Below are 18,314 nucleotides of genomic sequence, written 5' to 3' on the forward strand. Positions count from 1 at the left end.
CGTACTGGCAGTTGCTGGCGGGATCCGCGCAGGAACAGCAGGAACTGATAGAAACCGTCGTGGTGCCGGAGACCTCGTTCTTCCGGCACGCGGAGTCCATGGACACGCTGGCCCTGCTGGCGCGCCAGCGCGCGGCGCACGCTGCGGCGCTGCGCATCCTCAGCCTGCCCTGTTCCAGCGGCGAGGAAGCCTACACGATCGCGATGGCGCTGCTGGATGCCGGTGTGGACGCGGAGCGCTTCGCGGTGCTGGGCATGGATATCAGCGACCGGCTGGTCGCGCGCGCCGAGCAAGGCATCTACGGCCGCAACGCCTTTCGCGGCGAATCGCTGGACTACCGCGCCCGCCATTTCACGGAAACGCCACAGGGGTATTCGGTCAACCCGCGGGTACGCGCGCACGTGCGCTTCCAGTCGGGCAATCTGCTGGACCCGACGCTGGCCCTGCCGACGGACGCCTACGACTTCGTGTTCTGCCGCAACCTGCTGATCTACTTCGACAACCCCACCCAGGAGGCGGCCGTCGAGGTATTGCGCCGGCTGTGCCGGCAGGATGGCGTGATCTTCGTCGGCCCGGCGGAAGCCAACCTGCTTACCCGCCTGGGCATGAAACAGATCGACGCGGCGCGCGCGTTCGCCTTCCGCAACGCGCAAGGCCGTGCGACAGCCGAAGAACCCCGGCGCGCACGGACGACAGGATCGGCGCCCGGCCACGCCGCGCGCGACGCGGCGACGCGATCGCGTCCGCCCGCGCGTCCATTCGGCTTGGCCGCGCCAGGCAGAATGCATCCGGCGCCCGCGCGCGCGGCCGGACCGGTGCCGGCACCCTCTGGAACCGCTACCCCAGGCCGGGGACAAGGAACGCCGGCGGACCGTGAGGGCGATACCCGCGCACGGTCGTCGCTGGTGGCCATCCAGGCCTTGGCCGACGCCGGCCGGCTGGACGAAGCGCGCGCCGTGGCGGCCGTGCACGTCGAAACGCATGGCCCGTCCGCCGAAGCCTATTACCTGATCGGACTGCTGGACGACGCCGCCAACCTGACGGCCGCCGCGGAAGCGGCTTACCGGAAAACGCTGTACCTCGATCCCGGTCACCGGCAGGCACTGCTGCATCTGGCCTCGCTGCTGGAAACGCGCGGCGAAACGGCGCCGGCCCTACAACTGAGAGCGCGCGCGGCACGGCGCGAGAACAGACATGCGTGAACGGGACGACACCACGATCGACGATTGCTGGAACCGCATCGGCGTGCGCGGCGACCGCTCCTGTCCGCGGCTGGACGAGTACATTCATTGCCGACAATGCCCCGTGCACGCGACCGCCGCGAAAAGTCTGTTGAACCGCGTCACGCCGGGCGTCGACGCGGCCCACGAAGCGACGACCTCGGTCCGGCCGGACGCCACGCGTAGCGCGGCGATGTCCGAGGCCGGCATCGCGCCGGCCTCGGACATCGCCGGCACCGCACTGCCCGGCCCGGTACTTGGCGAGGGCGCGACTTCGCTGCTGCTGTTCCGCCTGCATGCCGAATGGCTGGCCCTGCCGGTGGCGGCATTGGCCGAAGTCACGCCCATGCGGCCCGTCCACAGCCTGCCCCGGCGCGCGGGCATCGTGGCCGGCGTCTGCAATGTCCGTGGGCGCCTGATTCCCTGCATATCGCTTGCCCCGCTGCTGAACCTCGCACCGCCGCCGGATACGCCCGAGGGCAAGGCCACCCCGCGCATGCTGGTGCTTTCCCTCCATACCGGAACGGTCGTTGCGCCGGTGGACGACGTCGCCGGCATACAGTCATTCGCCTCGTCGGCCATCGGGCCGCTGCCCGACACGCTCGCCGGCGCCCGCTACGCCAGCGGCGTGGTGCGCTATCGCGAACGTGCCGTCGGCGTACTCGACAGCACGCGGCTCGGGCATGCCATCGAAGGGAGGCTCGCATGAGCCCGGACCGCGTGCGTGACGCTTCGCTGCTGGACCTGTACAAGATGGAAGCGGCCGCGCAGGTGCAGGTACTGGACGCCGGTCTGCTGGCGCTGGAGCGCGAGCCGCGGGAAGCGACACACTTGGCCGCCTGCATGCGCGCGGCCCATTCCCTGAAGGGCGCGGCGCGCATCGTCGGGCTGGACGGGCCGGTACAGGTCGCGCACGCCATGGAGGACCGGCTGGTCGACGCGCAGAAAGGCCACGCGCCGCTGGACGCCGCGGCGATCGACCTGCTGTTGCGCGGGACCGACCTGCTGCGCAACATGCCTGGCGAGGACACGCAGACCGACATCGCCGCCGCGCGCGCATTCGTGGCGTCGCTGACGATGCCGGACAGCGCGCGGACCGAAGCCGCCCATGCCGAAGAGGCGCCGGCCGCCGCGGACGCCTCCCCGGTCGAAAGCGCCGCGGGAAATGCCCCATCCCTTGCCGAAACCCACGGAGACTCCGCCGGATCCGCCGCCTCTTCCGTGGACCGGCACACTCGCGCCCTCGCGGCCGGCGCCATCGATGCGGCCCCGCCCTCAGGCGAAGCCGCCGACGAGCGCGCCCTGCGGGTAACCGCCCGCACGCTGGACGAACTGCTGGGGCTGTCCAGCGAAACGCTGGTCGAAGCCAACCGGCTGTCGCCGTTCGCCGCCTCGCTGCTGCCGCTCAAGCGCATGCAGGACGGACTGGCAAAACTGCTCGACGCTTTACATCACCAGGCGGCGGGCAAGGACGTCGATGAAGGCGCCCTGGCCACGCTCGAACAGGCGCGCCAGCACGCGGCCACCTGCCAGCAAATGCTGGGCGACCGCATGGCTCAGGCGGACCAGTTCGGCTGGCGCATCGGCGACCTGGGCCAGCGCCTGTACGACACCGCGCTGCGGTGCCGCATGCGTCCCTTCGGCGATGCCGTCGCCGGCCTGCCGCGCATGGTCCGCGACCTGGCTCGCACGCTGGGCAAACAGGCGCGCCTGGAGATCGCCGGCGTAGCGACGCGCGTGGATCGCGACATTCTGGAGGGGCTGGACGCGCCGCTGACGCACCTGCTGCGCAACGCCGTCGATCACGGCATCGAGACGCCGGCGCGGCGCCGCGCGGCGGGCAAGCGCGAGGAAGGTACCGTCACGCTGCAGGCGCGCCACAGCGCCGGCATGCTGGTGGTGGAAGTGGCCGACGACGGTGCGGGGATCGACGTTGCCGCCCTGCGCGAGCAGATCGTCCGCCGCGGCCTCGCGACGCGGCAGACCGCGGATGCGCTCAGCGAAAGCGAAACGCTGGCATTCCTCTTCCTGCCAGGCTTCACGACCCGATCCTCGGTGACGGAATTCTCCGGGCGCGGCGTCGGCCTGGACGTGGTCCACGACATGGCGCGCCGTCTGCGCGGCGCCGCCCGCGTGCACCAGCGCACCGGCGAAGGCACCCGCTTTACCCTGGAGTTGCCGTTGTCGCTTTCCGTCGTGCGCAGCCTGATCGTCGAGATCGCCGGCGAACGCTATGCCTTTCCGCTGGCCTACGTATCGCGCACCCTGCGCCTGCCCCGCGATGCCGTCGAGCAATTGGAGGGCCGCCAGCATTTTCACCACGATGGCCTGCAGATCGGGCTGGTGGGAGCCGGCCAAATCCTGCAATACGCGCGCCAGCCTGCCCTGGGCGAGGTCGTATCGGTGGTCCTGCTGACCGATCAGCAGGGCCGCCATTACGGCGTGGCGGTGGACCGCTTCATCGCGGAACAGACCCTGGTGGTGCAGCCGCTGGATCCGCGCCTCGGCAAACTGCAGGACATCCAGGCCGGCGCGGTCATGGAGGATGGCGCGCCCGTACTGATCCTCGATGTGGAGGACATGCTGCGGACGATCGAAAAACAGGCCGCCAGCGGCACCCTGCAGCGCGTGGACGCGGACGCGGCGACCCGCGTGCCGGAGCGCCGCAAGCGTATCCTGGTGGTGGACGATTCGCTGACCGTGCGCGAGCTGGAACGCAAACTGCTGTCGAACCGCGGGTACGACGTCGCGGTCGCGGTCGACGGCATGGATGGCTGGAACATGGCCCGGGCGCAGCACTTCGACCTGGTCGTCACCGACGTCGATATGCCGCGCATGGACGGCATCGAGCTGGTTACGCTGATCCGCAAGGATCCACGCCTGCAATCGATGCATGTGATGGTCGTGTCGTACAAGGACCGGGAGGAAGACCGCCGGCGCGGGCTGGACGCCGGCGCCGACTATTATCTTGGCAAGAGCAGCTTTCACGACGACGCCCTGCTGGACGCCGTCGAGGATCTCATCGGACGGGCGCGCTCATGAGGATCGGCATCGTCAACGACAAACCCGCGGCCGTGGAGGCGCTCAGGCAGGCGCTGGCCATGGACCCGGAGCTGCAGGTCGCGTGGATCGCCTTCAACGGCGCCGAAGCCGTGCAGCGATGCGCCGCGGTGCGGCCGGACATCGTGCTGATGGAGCTGGCGATGCCGGTCATGGACGGCAGCGAGGCCACCCGGCGCATCATGGCCGATACGCCGTGCGCCATCATCATCGTGGCTACGGATGTCGACCGCCATACGGCGCACGTCTTCGACGCCATGGGGCACGGCGCGCTGGACGCCATGGAAATACCCAACCTGGCGGAGGGCGACCCGCGCGCCGCGGCGGCGGCGCTGCTGCGCAAGATCCGCAACGCAGGGTGGCTGATCGGCGCCTACGACCGCCGGCGTCCCGCCAGGCAGGAGCCGGCTCCGGCGCCACAGTCGGATCAGGGCCAGCTGGTCGCCATCGGCGCGAGCGCGGGCGGGCCGCCGTCGCTGGCCGTGCTGCTGAAGGCCCTGCCGGCGGATTTTCCTGCCGGCATCGTCCTGGTCCAGCACGTCGATGCTTCGTTCGCGCAGGACATGGCGCGCTGGCTGGACGATCAGATCGACATGCCGGTGCGCCTGGCGCTGCCGGGCGATACGCCGCAGCCGGGCACGGTGCTGCTGGCCGGCACCAACGATCACCTGGTACTGCTGCGCGACTGCACCCTGAACTACACGAAACATCCCGTGGAGGGCCTGTATCGCCCTTCCATCGACGTCTTTTTCAACAGCGTGGCACGCCACTGGCGCGGCGCCGCCGCGGGCGTACTATTGACCGGCATGGGCCGGGACGGCGCGCTCGGCCTGAAAGCCATGCGCGACCATGGATTCCTGACCATCGCGCAGGACCGCGCCACCAGTGCCGTCTATGGCATGCCCAAGGCGGCCGCGGAATTGGGCGCCGCCATGGAAATCACGCCGCTGCCGCATATCGCCGAAAGCCTCGCCGCCCGCTTCGCGCGCAAGCCGGCCTGACAGCAAAGGAAATCACAATGGAACCTGTCATCGATTACGTGGCCGGCCTCGATAACAAGCCGCAGAACGCGATGGTCCTGCTGGTGGACGACCAGATCATGGTGGGAGAAGCCGTGCGCCGCGCGCTGGCCGACGAACCCAACATCGACTTTCATTTCTGCCCCGACGCGCAGGAAGCGCTGAATGTGGCCACCCAGACGCGGCCGACCGTTATCCTGCAGGACCTGGTGCTTCCCGGCGTCGACGGCCTGACGCTGGTACGCGCCTATCGAGCCAATCCGGCGACCCGCGACATCCCTATCATCGTGCTCTCGTCCAAAGAGGACCCCGAGGTCAAAAGCGCCGCCTTCAGCGCCGGCGCCAACGATTACCTCGTCAAGCTGCCGGACACCATCGAACTGGTGGCGCGCATCCGCTACCATTCGCGCTCCTACCTGGCGATGCAACAGCGCGACGAAGCCTACCAGGCCTTGCGCCAGAGCCAGCAGCAGTTGATGGAGATCAACCTGGAGCTGCGCCGCCTGACCAATTCGGACGGACTGACGGGTTTGTCCAACCGGCGGTATTTCGACAGCTACCTGAGCGCGGAATGGAAACGCGCGATGCGCGAGCAGACCGAGATCAGCATGCTGATGATCGACGTCGATCATTTCAAGAGCTACAACGATGCCTACGGCCACATGGCGGGCGACGAAGTACTGAAGAAGGTGGCGCACACCATCGCCAGCTGCTGCGAGCGCTCCGCGGACCTGTCCGCGCGTTTCGGCGGTGAGGAGTTCACCGTGGTGCTGCCCGGTACCCCGCTGTCCGGCGCCCGCCTGGTGGCCGAGAAGATCCGCCGCTCCATCGAGGGCCTGCACATCCCGCACCGGGACTCCGCCACGTCGGAGTGGCTGACCGTCAGCATCGGCATCGCCACGCTGGTGCCGGACCGGCCGGACCGCTACACCCAGATCATCGACGCCGCCGACCGCGGCCTGTACAACGCCAAGCGGCAAGGACGCAATCGCGTGATGGCGCGCACGGACGAGTGAATCAGTCCTCGTCCGCGCCGAACCAGTCCGGATTGCGCGCCCGTATGGGCTCGAACGACATGGTCAATTCCCTGAGGTGATGGCCCATGGCGGCCTGTGCCGCCTGCGGATCGCCATCGCGCAAAGCCTGGAAAATGGCCTGGTGCTGGTCGATCAGCATTTCCAGCGGAGACACTTCGGCCAGGCTGAGATAGCGGACGCGATCCATATTGGCCTTGATGTTCTCGATGGTCTGCCACACCGCCGGACAATCCGCGGCGCCGGCGATGGCCTGGTGAAAGGCGTCGTCCAGGTCCAGGAAAGCGGCGGTATCGTTGTCGCGGGCGGCGCGGCGCTGGCGATCCAGAAGCTCGGCCATGGCCGCCAGCTGCGGGGCGGTGACGCGCTGCGCAGCGCGGCCGGCGACGGCCACTTCGACGGCTTCGCGGATAAAGCGGCCGTCCTCCACACGCTTGGGCGAGATTTTCATCACGAAGGTGCCGCGCTGGGGCAGTACCCGCACCAGGCCGGCCTCGCCCAGCTTGATGAAGGCCTCCCGCACCGGCTGGCGCGATACGCCGAAGTGCTCGGACACGTCTTTCTCCGAGAGCGGCGATCCCGGCGGGAACGTGCCCTTGACGATGGCCTCCCGCAGCATCCGGTATATCCGCTGGTTCACCGGCCCCTGCGTATCCGCCGGCAGCGCCGCCAGCCCACCGCCCGCCTTGTTGCGCGCCACTCCCATGGGCCTGTCCTCGTTCGTCGTCCCTCGTTTCGTCGTTCCGCAAGGCCCGAGTATATCGTCCGTGCCGGGCTGCATTCGCGGTGTTGCCAGCGATGGCCCCTTACCAGTTCCACAAGGTGCCGTCCTGCAGGCGTGCCACCGGCAGATAGGCCGGGTCGTAGGGATACCTGGCGGCCAGTTTCTCGTCGATATCCACGCCCAACCCGGGAGCGTCCCCGGGATGCATCGTGCCGTTGCTGAATTCCCATGCATGGGGGAATACCTCCAGGGCTTCCGGCGGATAGCCCATATATTCCTGGACACCGAAGTTGGGTACCCAAAGATCGAAGTGCAAGGCCGCGCCCATGCACACCGGCGAAAGGTCGGATGGACCGTGGCAGCCGGTGCGCACCTGGTGCAGCGAGGCGAAATCGGCAATACGGCGCAGGTGGGTGATGCCGCCCGCATGCGTCAGCGTGGCGCGGATGTAGTCGATCAGCTGTTCCTCGATCAGTTGCTTGCAATCCCAGATGCTGTTGAAGATTTCGCCGACGGCGACGGGCGTCACGGTATGGCGCCGGATCAGGCGGAAGGCTTCCTGGTTTTCCGCCGGCGTGGGATCTTCCATCCAGAACAAGCGATAGGGTTCGACCGACTTGCCCAGCCGGGCGGCCTCGATCGGCGTCAGGCGGTGGTGCACGTCATGCAGCAGATGGGTGTCGAAGCCGAAGCGTTCGCGCACCGCCTCGAATAGCCTGGGGATGAAGTCCAGGTACTTTTCGCTGGACCAGGATTGTTCCTCCGGCCAGCCCTTGGTGGCGGGTTCGTAGGCGCCGCCGTGCCTGGTCACGCCGTAAACGGATTTCATGCCGGGCACGCCGCATTGGACGCGGATGGCCTGGTAGCCCTGGTCCACGTGCTCCGCGTACTTGTCCAGCGCCTCCGGCAGGTCGCGCCCGGTCGCATGCCCATACACCATCACGCGTTCGCGCGAGGCGCCGCCCAGCAACTGGTACAGCGGCATGCCGGCCATCTTGGCCTTGATGTCCCACAGCGCCACATCGACCGCTGCGATGGCCGACATCGTCACCGGCCCGCGGCGCCAATACGCGCCCTTGTACAAATATTGCCAGGTATCTTCGATCATGCGGGGATCGCGGCCGATCAGCAGCGGGCACACATGGTCTTTCAGGTACGAGGCCGCGGCCAGCTCACGACCGTTCAGCGTGGCGTCGCCCACGCCATGCAGCCCTTGGTCCGTGACCAGTTTCAGGGTGACGAAGTTGCGGCCGGGGCAGGTGACGATCACCTCGGCATGGGTAATTTTCATGGCGGCTCCGACTTGCCGAACTTGATCTTGGATACTACCATACCAGTTATGACATCGCCTCTGCCCCGGCCCACGCCCGACCGCCTCCCCGGCCTGGGCGCCTACCTGCCCGCCCCGCCCTGGACCGAGCCGCGCATCGGCATCGTGCATCTGGGATTGGGCAACTTCCATCGCGCGCACCAGGCGATGTACACCGAGGACGCCATGCTGGCCGCCGGTGGCGACTGGGGCATCTGCGGCGTGTCGCTGCGGCGCCCGGATACGCGCGACGCGCTGGCGCCGCAGGACTACCTGTACAGCGTACTGGTGCGGGATGCGCGCGCCGAACGGGTGCGCGTGGTGCGTTCGCTGCGGCGGATACTGGTGGCATCGGAAGAACCGGACGCCGTGCTGGCTGCCCTGGGCGATCCGCACGTCCGGATCGTGACGCTGACCGTCACAGAGAAAGGGTATTGCCTCGATTCAGGCACGGGCGGCCTGGACCTCCACCACCCGCTCATCGCCCGCGACCTGGACGATCCGGCGCACCCCCAAAGCGTGCCGGGCTATCTGGTGGCGGCCCTGCGCGCGCGCCGCGCCGATCCGTTTACCGTGCTGTCCTGCGACAACCTCGCGCACAACGGCGCGGCGCTGCGCCGGGCGGTAACGGAGTACGCGCGCGCGCTGGACCCCGAACTGGCCGACTGGATCGCCCGGAACGTAGCCTTCCCCTCGACCATGGTGGACCGCATCGTGCCGGCCACCACCGATGCCGACCGCCAGGACGCGGCCCGCGTGCTGGGCTGCGCGGATGCGTGGCCGGTACCGACGGAAAGCTTCCGGACATGGGTCATCGAAGACCGGTTCCCGGGCGGGCGCCCCGCCTGGGAACGGGCCGGCGCGCTCATGGTGGAAGACGTCACGCCCTATGAAACGGCCAAGCTGCGCATGCTCAATGGCATTCATTCGACCCTGGCCTATCTGGCGCTGCTGGCGGGCCTGCAGACCGTGGACCAGGCCGTCGGCCAGCCGGACCTGCGAGCGCTGCTGTACCGCACCATGACCGACGACATCGCGCCCACCCTGACGGTACCCGCCAGCTTCGACCGCGCACGCTACCGCGACGAACTGCTGGCACGCTTCGCCAACCCCGCGCTGAAGCACCGGTGCATACAGATCGCCATGGACGGCAGCCAGAAACTGCCGCCTCGACTGCTGGGCACCCTATCGGATCGCCTGCGCAACGGCCATGCGGTGGACCGGCTTGCGCTGGGCATCGCCGCATGGATGCGCTTCCTGTCGGGGCAGTCGGAAAGCGGCGCGCCGCTGGAGCTGAACGACCCCATGGCGGCGCGCCTGCGCGCCCTGGCGATGCCGGGCGCAAGCGCCAGCGTGGACGCCCTGCTCGGCATACGCGAGATATTCCCCGCCCCGCTGGCGGCGGACGTCCGGTTTACGGCGGCGGTGCGGCGTGCCTACGAGGCGCTGGCCAGCCAGGGCGCGCTGGCGACTGCGCGCCGCTACGCGGCGCTGTAGCGGCGCCGCGCGCTACAGGAAGCGATCGAGCAGTTTGCGGCTGTGCTTGTCCAGCGCGCGCATATCGCCGACCAGGTAATGGATTCCGTGGCTGTCGGCGATCAACAGCGCCTGGCCGCCCAATCGCCTTATGTCTTCCTCGCCACGCAGCACCAGCGAGGTCGCGCCACGGTCGGTCTGGACATTCCAGGTGCAGGGAGTCGCATAGCCGGACACCGCCACGATGCGCTGGATGCGCGGCATGAATTCGCGCGCCGTCAACGCCTCCTGCACCAGCACCCGCATGCCATGCGGCAGGTCGTCCACGCGGTCGATCCAGGCCACCTCGTGGCCAGCCGGATCCACCAGGGAACAGCCGCCTTCCGGTGCCGATATGGGAAAGGCCCGCACCGGCACGATACCGTCGATGGTCGTGCCATCGGCGCCCACATACACCAGCCGGCCATGGGCATTGCGCTGCAGCCGGAAATCAGGCTTCGGCGACGAGATCGTCATCGTCATCCTCCTCGTCGCCCCGCACTTCCGCGTCCACCTCCGCCTGCCGCGCCTGCGCCTGGTACAGCGCGTGATACGCGCCGCCGACGGCCATCAGCTGCTCGTGATTACCCTGTTCGACGATGCGGCCGCGGTCCAGGACCACCAGCCTGTCGGCCTTGCGCAGCGTGCTGAGCCGGTGCGCGATGGCGATGGTCGTGCGGCCCCGCACCAGGTTGTCCAGGGCCTTCTGGATTTCTTTCTCCGTCGCGGTATCCACGGACGACGTGGCTTCGTCGAGGATCAGGATGCGCGGGTCGATCAGCAGCGCGCGGGCAATGGAAATGCGTTGGCGCTCGCCGCCCGACAGGGCCTGGCCCCGCTCGCCGACCAGCGAATCGTAGCCGTGCGGCAGCCGCAGGATGAATTCGTGCGCATGCGCCGCGCGCGCCGCCGCGATGATCTCTTCGCGCGTGGCCTCCGGCTTGCCGTAGGCGATGTTTTCGGCGATCGTGCCGAAGAACAGGAATGGCTCCTGCAGCACCAGGCCGATGTTGCGCCGGTATTGCGCGATACCCATCGTGCGGATGTCGATGCCATCGACCAGGATCGCGCCTTCGGTCACATCGTAGAAGCGGCAGATCAGGTTGATCAGGGTACTCTTGCCCGAACCGCTGTGGCCGACCAGGCCTACCATCGTGCCGGGTTCGATGGTCAGGTCCAGGCCATGCATGACGGACCGGTTGCCATAACGAAAACCCACGTCGCGCATTTCGATGCGGCCGCGCACCCGCCCGATCTGCACCGGATTGCGCGGCTCCGGCACGCTGGATACGTGGTCCAGGATATCGAAAATGCGCTTGGCCCCCGCCGCCGCTTTTTGCGTCACCGAGACGATGCGGCTCATCGAATCCAGGCGGGTATAGAAGCGGCCGATATACGCCAGGAACGCCGCAAGCACGCCGACCGTGATTTCGTGCCGGGAAACCTGCCAGATACCGTAGATCCACACCACCAGCAGGCCGATCTCGGTCAGCAGCGTCACCGTGGGCGAGAAAAGCGCCCACACCGTATTGACCCTGTCATTGACGTCCAGGTTGCGCTGATTGGCCTCGCGAAAGCGGCGCACTTCGCGCTTTTCCTGGGCGAAGGCCTTGACCACCCGTATGCCCGGGATCGTGTCGGCGAGCACATTGGTGATTTCCGACCACACCCGGTCCACTTTCTCGAAACCGTGGCGCAGACGGTCGCGGACGGCGTGGATCATCCAGGCGATGAAGGGCAGCGGCACCAGCGTCACCAGCGCCAGCCAGGGATTGATGGTGATCAGGATGATGGCCGTCATCAGGATCATCAGCACGTCGGTCGCGAAGTCCAGCAGGTGCACGGACAGGAAGATGCAGATGCGGTCGGTCTCGCTGCCGATGCGCGCGATCAGGTCCCCGGTGCGCTTGCCGCCGAAATACGCCAGCGACAAATGATGCATGTGCTCGTAGGTGGTGGTGCGCAGGTCCGCCCCGATGCGCTCGCTGACCCAGGCCAGGATGTAGGTGCGGCCCCACCCCAGCCCCCAGGCCAGCAAGGCGGAGGCGAACAGGCCCGATAGGTACATCACCACCCGCTCGTTGTCGATGGGCGCCCCGTTCTGGAAGGGAATCAGCACCTCGTCCATGAGCGGCATGGTCAGATACGGCGCCACCAGGGTGGCTGCCGTGGCCAGCAGCGTCAATACGAAGCCGATGATCAGCGGCACCTGGTACGGCACGGCGAAACGCCACAGGCGCAGCAGGGCCCAGGTGGCGGGCGGTTCGCGCGGCGGCGGATTGCAGACGGGGCAGGCGTCCTGCTCTGCAGTAAGGGGCTCCAGGCAGGTCGCGCAGAGCCGGTCGCGCGATTCGGCCAGGCCCGGCACGCCGCGCAGGCGATCCCGTTGGCGCTCATAGGCGTCCCGCAACCGCAATGCGGCCGGATTCCGTCCCAGCGTGTAGCGCCAGACGGCGAGGCGCGCGTCCGGACCGTGCAATTCCAGCGTCCCGACGCCGGCATGGTCCGAGACCGTTACGTTGTCCGTCGCTTCGTAAGGCCAGCGGCGCCATTGGTCCTGGCCGGGCTCGCGCGCGACGATGTTGCGGTCGGTGACGAAGACGAGGCCGTTGCGGAACTTCAGCGCCGCGTCCAGGTCTAGCGGCAGCCAGGCAAGCAATGTCTCGCCCTCACCCAGCTGGGCGACCATGTCGGCGTGCCAGTCGGCTGGCAGGACGGCTCCATCCGGGACGAAGTCTAAAACGGGTTTCTTCATGGAAAACGTATTCACAGCCGCGGCGAAACCAGCAGACCGGGACCCCGATTTCGGCGCGAAGCTGAAAACGTGTTCCTTCCTTGCAACATACCGGACGTCATGGATAGAATCGGCGTCGCCGCCTTCTTACCGATATTTCTATAATCGGCGGCATATACAGAGCATCCTGGCACCGACGAAACGCGCACCGTATACCTACACGGGATAACCCACGAACCGCCCAAAGCCCAGGAATTTCTTCCGTTCGCCATCGGAATTTTCGGCAAATTAGAACATGAAAAAGAAAGACATTGAATTTCTCGATGTCGTGGCTTTGCGCGGCCCGAACATCTGGACCTATCGACCCGTATTGGAAGCCTGGGTGGATATCGGCGAACTGGAGGATTATCCCTCCAACACCATTCCCGGCTTTTACGAGCGTCTGTCGACGTGGCTGCCGACACTGATCGAACACCGATGCAGCCCCGGCGTGCGCGGAGGCTTCCTGCAACGCTTGCGCGAAGGCACCTGGCCGGCGCATATCCTGGAGCACGTCACGCTGGAACTGCAGAATCTGGCGGGCCTGCCCGGCGGTTTCGGCAAGGCCCGGGAAACCGCCGTGCGCGGGGTCTACAAGGTTATCGTGCGCGCCTGGCAGGAAGACGTCACCCGCGCCGCGCTGGGCGAGGCGCGCGACCTGGTCATGGCCGCCATGGAAGACCGCCCCTTCGACGTCCCGGCCACGATCGAGCGCTTGCGCGACATGGTGGACCGCCATTGCCTGGGCCCCAGCACGGGGTGCATCGTCGACGCCGCGGACGACCGCGATATTCCCTATATCCGCCTGTTCGAAGGCAATCTCGTACAAATGGGATACGGCGCGCGCCAGCGCCGTATCTGGACGGCCGAAACCGACCGCACCAGCGCGATCGCCGAAGGCATCTCGCGCGACAAGGACCTGACCAAGCGCCTGCTCGCCGAATGCGGCGTGCCGGTGCCCGAGGGACGGCTGGTCGAATCGCAGGAAGAAGCCTGGGAAGCCGCGCAGGACATCGGCCTGCCGGTGGTCGTCAAACCCTATGACGGCAATCACGGCCGCGGGGTCTTTACCAACCTGAACAGCTACGAAGAGGTCAAGGCAGCCTACGCCGTCGCCCAGGACGAAGGCAGTGGCGTGCTGGTGGAACGCTTCGTCACCGGCAACGAACATCGCCTGCTGGTCGTGGGGGACCGCATGGTCGCCGCCGCGCGCGGCGAACCGGCCTGGATCGTCGGCGACGGCGCGCATACCGTCGAAGACCTGATCGAATTGCAGATCAATACGGATCCAAGGCGCGGCAGCGGCGAGGACTGCCCGCTGAACAAGGTCAGGCTGGATTCCGCCGCGCGCCTGGAAATCGCCCGACAGGGCCTGGCCGCGGACGGCGTGCCCGCCGCGGGACGAAAAGTATTGATCCAGCGCAACGGCAACGTGGCCTTCGACGTCACGGACCAGGTGCATCCCGAGGTGGCCCACGCGGTGACGCTGGCCGCCCGCATCGTCGGCCTGGACGTGGCCGGCGTGGATCTGGTGGCGCAGGACATTTCGCGGCCCCTGGAAGAACAGCGCGGCGCCATTGTGGAAGTCAACGCGGGTCCGGGCCTGCTTATGCACCTGAAACCCGCCGACGGCCCGCCTCGGCCGGTGGGCAAGGCCATCATCGACCACCTGTTCCCCGACGGCGACGACGGCCGCATACCGGTCGTCGGCGTCACGGGCACCAACGGCAAGACCGTCGTGGCACGGCTGACGGCACGCCTGCTCCAGCTGTGGGGCCGGCATGTCGGCCTGGCCTGCAGCGAAGGCCTGTACTTCGACCAGCGCCAGGTCGAACGCGGCGATCGCGGCGACTGGGCCTCGGGCCGGCGCATACTGATGAACCGCTCCATCGATGCGGCGGTCATCGAAAACAGCAGTACGGTCATTCTGCGTCAGGGCCTGGCCTACGACCGCTGCCAGGTGGGCATCGTGACCAACATCGACGAAGGCGACCATCTGGGCGAGCACGACATCCGCGACCTGGATGGCATGGACAACGTCCTGCGCACTCAGGTCGACGTGGTGCTGCCCACCGGCACCGCGGTGCTGAATGCCCGCGACGAGCGCGTCGTCCAGATGGCCAGCCTGTGCGACGGCGACGTGGTGTTTTTCGGACTGGACCCCCGCCTTCCAGCGATCGCGTCGCATGTCGCATTGGGCAAGCGCGCGGTATTCGTGCGCGACGGCCACGTGGTACTGGCCGAGGGCAACCGCGAACAGCGCGTCAGCGAAGTATCGGCCCTGCCGCTGACCGCGGGCGGGCGCGTCGACTTCCAGGTCGAGAACGTCCTGGCGGCGGTCGGTGCCGCGTGGGCCCTGGGAGGGCCGGCCAACATCATTCGCGTCGGCGTGGAAACCTTCGATGCCGATCGCGCCGATGCCCCCTGGCAATTCACGGCGATCGAACACAAGGGCGCGACAGTGGTGGTGGACGGCGCGCACAACGTGTCGGCGTTGCGGGCCCTGGTCGCCGCCGCGGAGCGCTTCCCGGCCCGGCGGCGCCGCATCGTCTATGGCGCGGGCAAGGACCGCCGCGACCAGGATCTGCTGGACCAGGGCGCCCTGCTCGGCGACGCCTTCGACCAGTTGGTCCTTTACGACGACACCACCGTATCCTCGCATCGTCCGGCCGGGCAGGCGCGCGGCCTGTTGCGGGCCGGCGCCCAGCAAGGCGCCCGCGCGACCGCCATCGTGGACCAGCCCGACCATGCCACCGCCGTGCGCACGGTACTCGACAGCGTGCGTCCGGGCGATTTCGTCATCATGCAATGCAACGAGGGCGGCGCCGAACCCACGCTCGATTTGCTGCGCCACTGGATCGAGCAGAACTGAGGACTATGCCGCCGCCGTCACGGCGCACCGGCCGACAGGAACACAGCATGGAAGTCTCCCGCATACGCGCTCTGCGCGGCCCCAACCTGTGGAGCCGCAACACCGCCATCGAGGCCATCGTCGCTTGCGACGACGTCGAATGCTCGATCGATCTGTTGCCCGACCTGGAACCGCGCCTGCGCGCGCGCTTCCCGCAACTGGGCCTGCTGCGCCCGGAAGGCCACGAGGGCACCGTCGCGTTGGCACACGTACTGGAACACGTCGCGCTGCTGCTGCAGGCGCATGCCGGCTGCCCCGTCACCTTCAGCCGTACCGCCGCCACCATCGAGCCGGGCGTGTTCCAGGTTGTCGTCGAATACAGCGAAGAACCCGTCGGACGCCTCGCCCTGGAGCTTGCCGAAAAGCTGTGCCTGGCCGCGCGTCAGGATACCCCTTTCGACCTGGCCGACGCCTTGCACCGGCTGCGCGAACTGGACGAGGACATCCGCTTGGGACCCAGCACCGGCTCTATCGTCCACGCGGCGGTCGCACGCAATATCCCGTACCGGCGCCTGACGCAGGGCAGCATGGTGCAGTTCGGCTGGGGATCCCGGCAACGCCGCATCCAGGCCGCCGAGACCGACCGGACCAATGCCATTTCCGAGGCCATCGCGCAGGACAAGGACCTGACCAAGATGCTGCTGGATGCCGCCGGGGTGCCGGTGCCGTTCGGCCGCACCGCGTCCAGCGCCGAAGACGCCTGGGCCGCCGCGCAGGAACTGGGCGGCCCGGTGGTCGTCAAGCCTCGCGACGGTAGCCAGGGCCGCGGCGTCGCGGTCAACATCGAAACCCGCGAGCGCGTCATGACCGCCTATGCGGCCGCCGCGGAAATCAGCCGCGACGTCATCGTCGAGCGCTATATTCCCGGCCATGATTTCCGCCTGCTTGTCGTCGGCGATAGCCTGGTAGCTGCGGCGCGCCGCGATCCGCCGCAGGTCTCCGGCGACGGCGTGCATACCGTGCGCCAGCTCATCGAACAGGTCAACCAGGATCCGCTGCGCGGCGACGGCCATGCGACATCGCTGACCAAGATACGCATCGATGACATCGCCGTCGCCACGCTGGCCAAGCAGGGCTACGACGTGGACTCCATACCGCCGACCGGCGCCCGCGTGGTGCTGCGCAACAACGCCAACCTGAGCACCGGCGGATCGGCCACCGACGTCACCGACGAAGTACACCCCGAACTGGCTGCGCGCGCCGTGACCGCCGCGCGAATGATTGGACTGGACCTGTGCGGTGTGGACGTCGTCGCCGAAACCATGCACCTGCCGCTGGAGGAACAGCGCGGTGCCATCGTCGAAATCAACGCCGCCCCGGGCCTGCGCATGCACCTGACGCCCTCCTTCGGCAAAGGGCGCGCGGTAGGTGAAGCGATCATCGCCAATATGTTCGCCGACGGCGACGACGGGCGCATCCCCGTGGTTGCCGTGGCCGGAACGAACGGCAAGACGACGACGGTGCGCCTGACCGCCCACCTGATCGGCCAGGACGGCACACGCGTCGGCATGACGAATTCGGACGGCGTGTACATTGGCGCGCGGCGCATCGATACGGGCGACTGCAGCGGCCCGCGCAGCGCGCGCAGCGTGCTGGCGCACCCGGATGTCGACGCCGCCGTGCTGGAAACCGCCCGCGGCGGCATCCTGCGCGAAGGCCTGGCGTTCGACCGCTGCAACGTCGCGGTGGTCACCAATATCGGCATGGGCGATCACCTGGGATTGGGCTATATCAGCACCGTCGAGGACCTGGCCGTCGTCAAGCGGGTCATCGTGCAGTACGTGCAACCGGCCGGCTACGCCGTCCTCAACGCGGGCGACCCCATCGTCGCGGAGATGGCGGCCAGTTGTCCGGGCGGCATCGTCTTCTTCGCGCTGGACGGCCAGAATCCGCGCATGACCACGCACCGGGCGCAGGGCGGCCGGGTGGTTTACCGCAACGGCGACCACCTGGTGGCGGCGCAAGGCTCTCAAGAGGAACGCATCGCGCTGGCCGATATCCCCCTGACGCGCGGCGGCAGCATCGCGTTCCAGATAGAAAACGCAATGGCCGCCGTCGGCGCGGCCTGGGCCCTGGATACGCCGTGGGCAAATATTCGCCGCGGCCTGAAGACCTTCATCAACGATGCCGCGACCGCCCCGGGCCGCTTCAATGTATTCGATTACGGCGGCGCCACCATCATCGCCGACTATGGACACAATCCCGATGCCATCGGTGCGCTGGTACAGGCCGTGGAAGCCATGCCGGCGGTGCGCCGGTCGGTGGTGATCAGCGGGGCCGGCGACCGCCGCGACGAAGATATCCGCCGGCAGACCGAGCTCCTGGGCGAGGCCTTCGACGAAGTGCTGCTGTACGAGGACCAGTGCCAACGGGGCCGCGCCGATGGCGAAGTCATCGCCCTGCTGCGCGAAGGCCTGCGCAATGCCAGCCGCACGACCTATTCCACCGAGATCAACGGTGAATTCGTGGCCATCGACGCGGCGCTGGCACGCCTGCAGGCCGGCGACCTCTGCCTGATCCTGGTCGACCAGGTTGAAGAGGCGCTGGCGCATATCGCCAGGCGCGTGGCCGAGGCCGCTGCCATCGCATGACCGCTGTTACCCGTGTCCGTCAAAACCCGGCCAAGGGTTGCGCAGTTGTAACAGCGGTGCCGCCATGCGGCTGATAACGGCAACAGCGCAAGGCTGTTTACATTTGCCCACATCCTCGTTTGACCCCGCTTGCGCGGGACACGTAGCGTAGTGCTAAC

12 protein-coding genes are annotated in these 18,314 nt (G+C 67.8%); 8 read left to right on the forward strand and 4 right to left on the reverse strand.

Annotated elements, in window-relative coordinates:
* The 5 genes from ACO1P8_RS19600 to ACO1P8_RS19620 all read left to right on the forward strand — a co-directional run.
* Positions 1–1,202: CheR family methyltransferase (locus ACO1P8_RS19600; RefSeq protein ID WP_486297556.1), on the forward strand; the 1,202-nt coding region annotated here is incomplete at its 5' end.
* Complete coding sequence (locus tag ACO1P8_RS19605; protein ID WP_486297557.1) at positions 1,195–1,929, forward strand: chemotaxis protein CheW; 735 nt, start codon at positions 1,195–1,197, stop codon at positions 1,927–1,929. The genes ACO1P8_RS19600 and ACO1P8_RS19605, both read left to right, overlap by 8 nt.
* The gene (locus ACO1P8_RS19610; protein WP_486297558.1) at positions 1,926–4,262 is read left to right on the forward strand and encodes a response regulator; all 2,337 of its coding nucleotides are present in this window, start codon (positions 1,926–1,928) and stop codon (positions 4,260–4,262) included. The genes ACO1P8_RS19605 and ACO1P8_RS19610 overlap by 4 nt, the downstream gene beginning before the upstream one ends.
* On the forward strand, positions 4,259–5,281 hold the full coding sequence (gene cheB, locus ACO1P8_RS19615; RefSeq protein WP_486297559.1) for a chemotaxis-specific protein-glutamate methyltransferase CheB: 1,023 nt from the start codon (positions 4,259–4,261) through the stop codon (positions 5,279–5,281). Before ACO1P8_RS19610 ends, cheB begins: the two co-directional genes overlap by 4 nt.
* A 17-nt stretch (positions 5,282–5,298) precedes the next feature.
* Entirely contained in the window at positions 5,299–6,315 is a 1,017-nt protein-coding gene (locus ACO1P8_RS19620) for a diguanylate cyclase (RefSeq protein WP_486297560.1), read from the forward strand.
* A gap of 1 nt (position 6,316) precedes the next feature.
* On the opposite strand, the gene ACO1P8_RS19625 is transcribed toward ACO1P8_RS19620, so the two are convergent.
* Positions 6,317–7,039 (reverse strand): GntR family transcriptional regulator, encoded by a 723-nt coding sequence (locus tag ACO1P8_RS19625; protein ID WP_486297561.1) that lies wholly within the window; start codon positions 7,037–7,039, stop codon positions 6,317–6,319.
* A gap of 100 nt (positions 7,040–7,139) precedes the next feature.
* The gene (manD, locus tag ACO1P8_RS19630) at positions 7,140–8,348 is read right to left on the reverse strand and encodes a D-mannonate dehydratase ManD (RefSeq protein ID WP_486297562.1); all 1,209 of its coding nucleotides are present in this window, start codon (positions 8,346–8,348) and stop codon (positions 7,140–7,142) included.
* A 48-nt stretch (positions 8,349–8,396) separates the two neighbouring features.
* Here manD and ACO1P8_RS19635 point away from each other — a divergent pair, with 48 nt between their 5' ends.
* Complete coding sequence (locus tag ACO1P8_RS19635; RefSeq protein WP_486297563.1) at positions 8,397–9,863, forward strand: mannitol dehydrogenase family protein; 1,467 nt, start codon at positions 8,397–8,399, stop codon at positions 9,861–9,863.
* A gap of 12 nt (positions 9,864–9,875) precedes the next feature.
* Here the strand turns inward: ACO1P8_RS19635 and ACO1P8_RS19640 are convergent, their stop codons facing one another.
* Both ACO1P8_RS19640 and ACO1P8_RS19645 read right to left on the reverse strand, forming a co-directional pair.
* Positions 9,876–10,358 (reverse strand): cyanophycin metabolism-associated DUF1854 family protein, encoded by a 483-nt coding sequence (locus ACO1P8_RS19640; protein WP_094843023.1) that lies wholly within the window; start codon positions 10,356–10,358, stop codon positions 9,876–9,878.
* Positions 10,333–12,636: a cyanophycin metabolism-associated ABC transporter gene (locus tag ACO1P8_RS19645; RefSeq protein WP_486297564.1), complete on the reverse strand. Its 2,304-nt coding sequence runs from the start codon at positions 12,634–12,636 to the stop codon at positions 10,333–10,335. Before ACO1P8_RS19645 ends, ACO1P8_RS19640 begins: the two co-directional genes overlap by 26 nt.
* A 274-nt stretch (positions 12,637–12,910) precedes the next feature.
* Here ACO1P8_RS19645 and cphA (ACO1P8_RS19650) point away from each other — a divergent pair, with 274 nt between their 5' ends.
* A complete protein-coding gene (gene cphA, locus ACO1P8_RS19650; protein WP_486297565.1) occupies positions 12,911–15,526 on the forward strand; it encodes a cyanophycin synthetase in 2,616 nt (871 codons plus the stop codon).
* A 47-nt stretch (positions 15,527–15,573) separates the two neighbouring features.
* On the forward strand, positions 15,574–18,156 hold the full coding sequence (gene cphA, locus ACO1P8_RS19655) for a cyanophycin synthetase (RefSeq protein ID WP_486297566.1): 2,583 nt from the start codon (positions 15,574–15,576) through the stop codon (positions 18,154–18,156).
* Positions 18,157–18,314 lie beyond the last annotated feature (158 nt).

It is taken from the genome of Bordetella sp., assembly GCF_057362025.1.

Excerpts from the sequence above, each read along its gene's own strand:
- cphA (WP_486297565.1), top strand. The coding sequence starts at position 12,911 with ATGAAAAAGAAAGACATTGAATTTCTCGATGTCGTGGCTTTGCGCGGC.
- ACO1P8_RS19645 (WP_486297564.1), bottom strand. The coding sequence starts at position 12,636 with ATGAAGAAACCCGTTTTAGACTTCGTCCCGGATGGAGCCGTCCTGCCA.
- cheB (WP_486297559.1), top strand. The coding sequence starts at position 4,259 with ATGAGGATCGGCATCGTCAACGACAAACCCGCGGCCGTGGAGGCGCTC.
- ACO1P8_RS19635 (WP_486297563.1), top strand. The coding sequence starts at position 8,397 with ATGACATCGCCTCTGCCCCGGCCCACGCCCGACCGCCTCCCCGGCCTG.
- ACO1P8_RS19640 (WP_094843023.1), bottom strand. The coding sequence starts at position 10,358 with ATGACGATCTCGTCGCCGAAGCCTGATTTCCGGCTGCAGCGCAATGCC.
- ACO1P8_RS19620 (WP_486297560.1), top strand. The coding sequence starts at position 5,299 with ATGGAACCTGTCATCGATTACGTGGCCGGCCTCGATAACAAGCCGCAG.
- manD (WP_486297562.1), bottom strand. The coding sequence starts at position 8,348 with ATGAAAATTACCCATGCCGAGGTGATCGTCACCTGCCCCGGCCGCAAC.
- cphA (WP_486297566.1), top strand. The coding sequence starts at position 15,574 with ATGGAAGTCTCCCGCATACGCGCTCTGCGCGGCCCCAACCTGTGGAGC.
- ACO1P8_RS19605 (WP_486297557.1), top strand. The coding sequence starts at position 1,195 with ATGCGTGAACGGGACGACACCACGATCGACGATTGCTGGAACCGCATC.
- ACO1P8_RS19625 (WP_486297561.1), bottom strand. The coding sequence starts at position 7,039 with ATGGGAGTGGCGCGCAACAAGGCGGGCGGTGGGCTGGCGGCGCTGCCG.
- ACO1P8_RS19610 (WP_486297558.1), top strand. The coding sequence starts at position 1,926 with ATGAGCCCGGACCGCGTGCGTGACGCTTCGCTGCTGGACCTGTACAAG.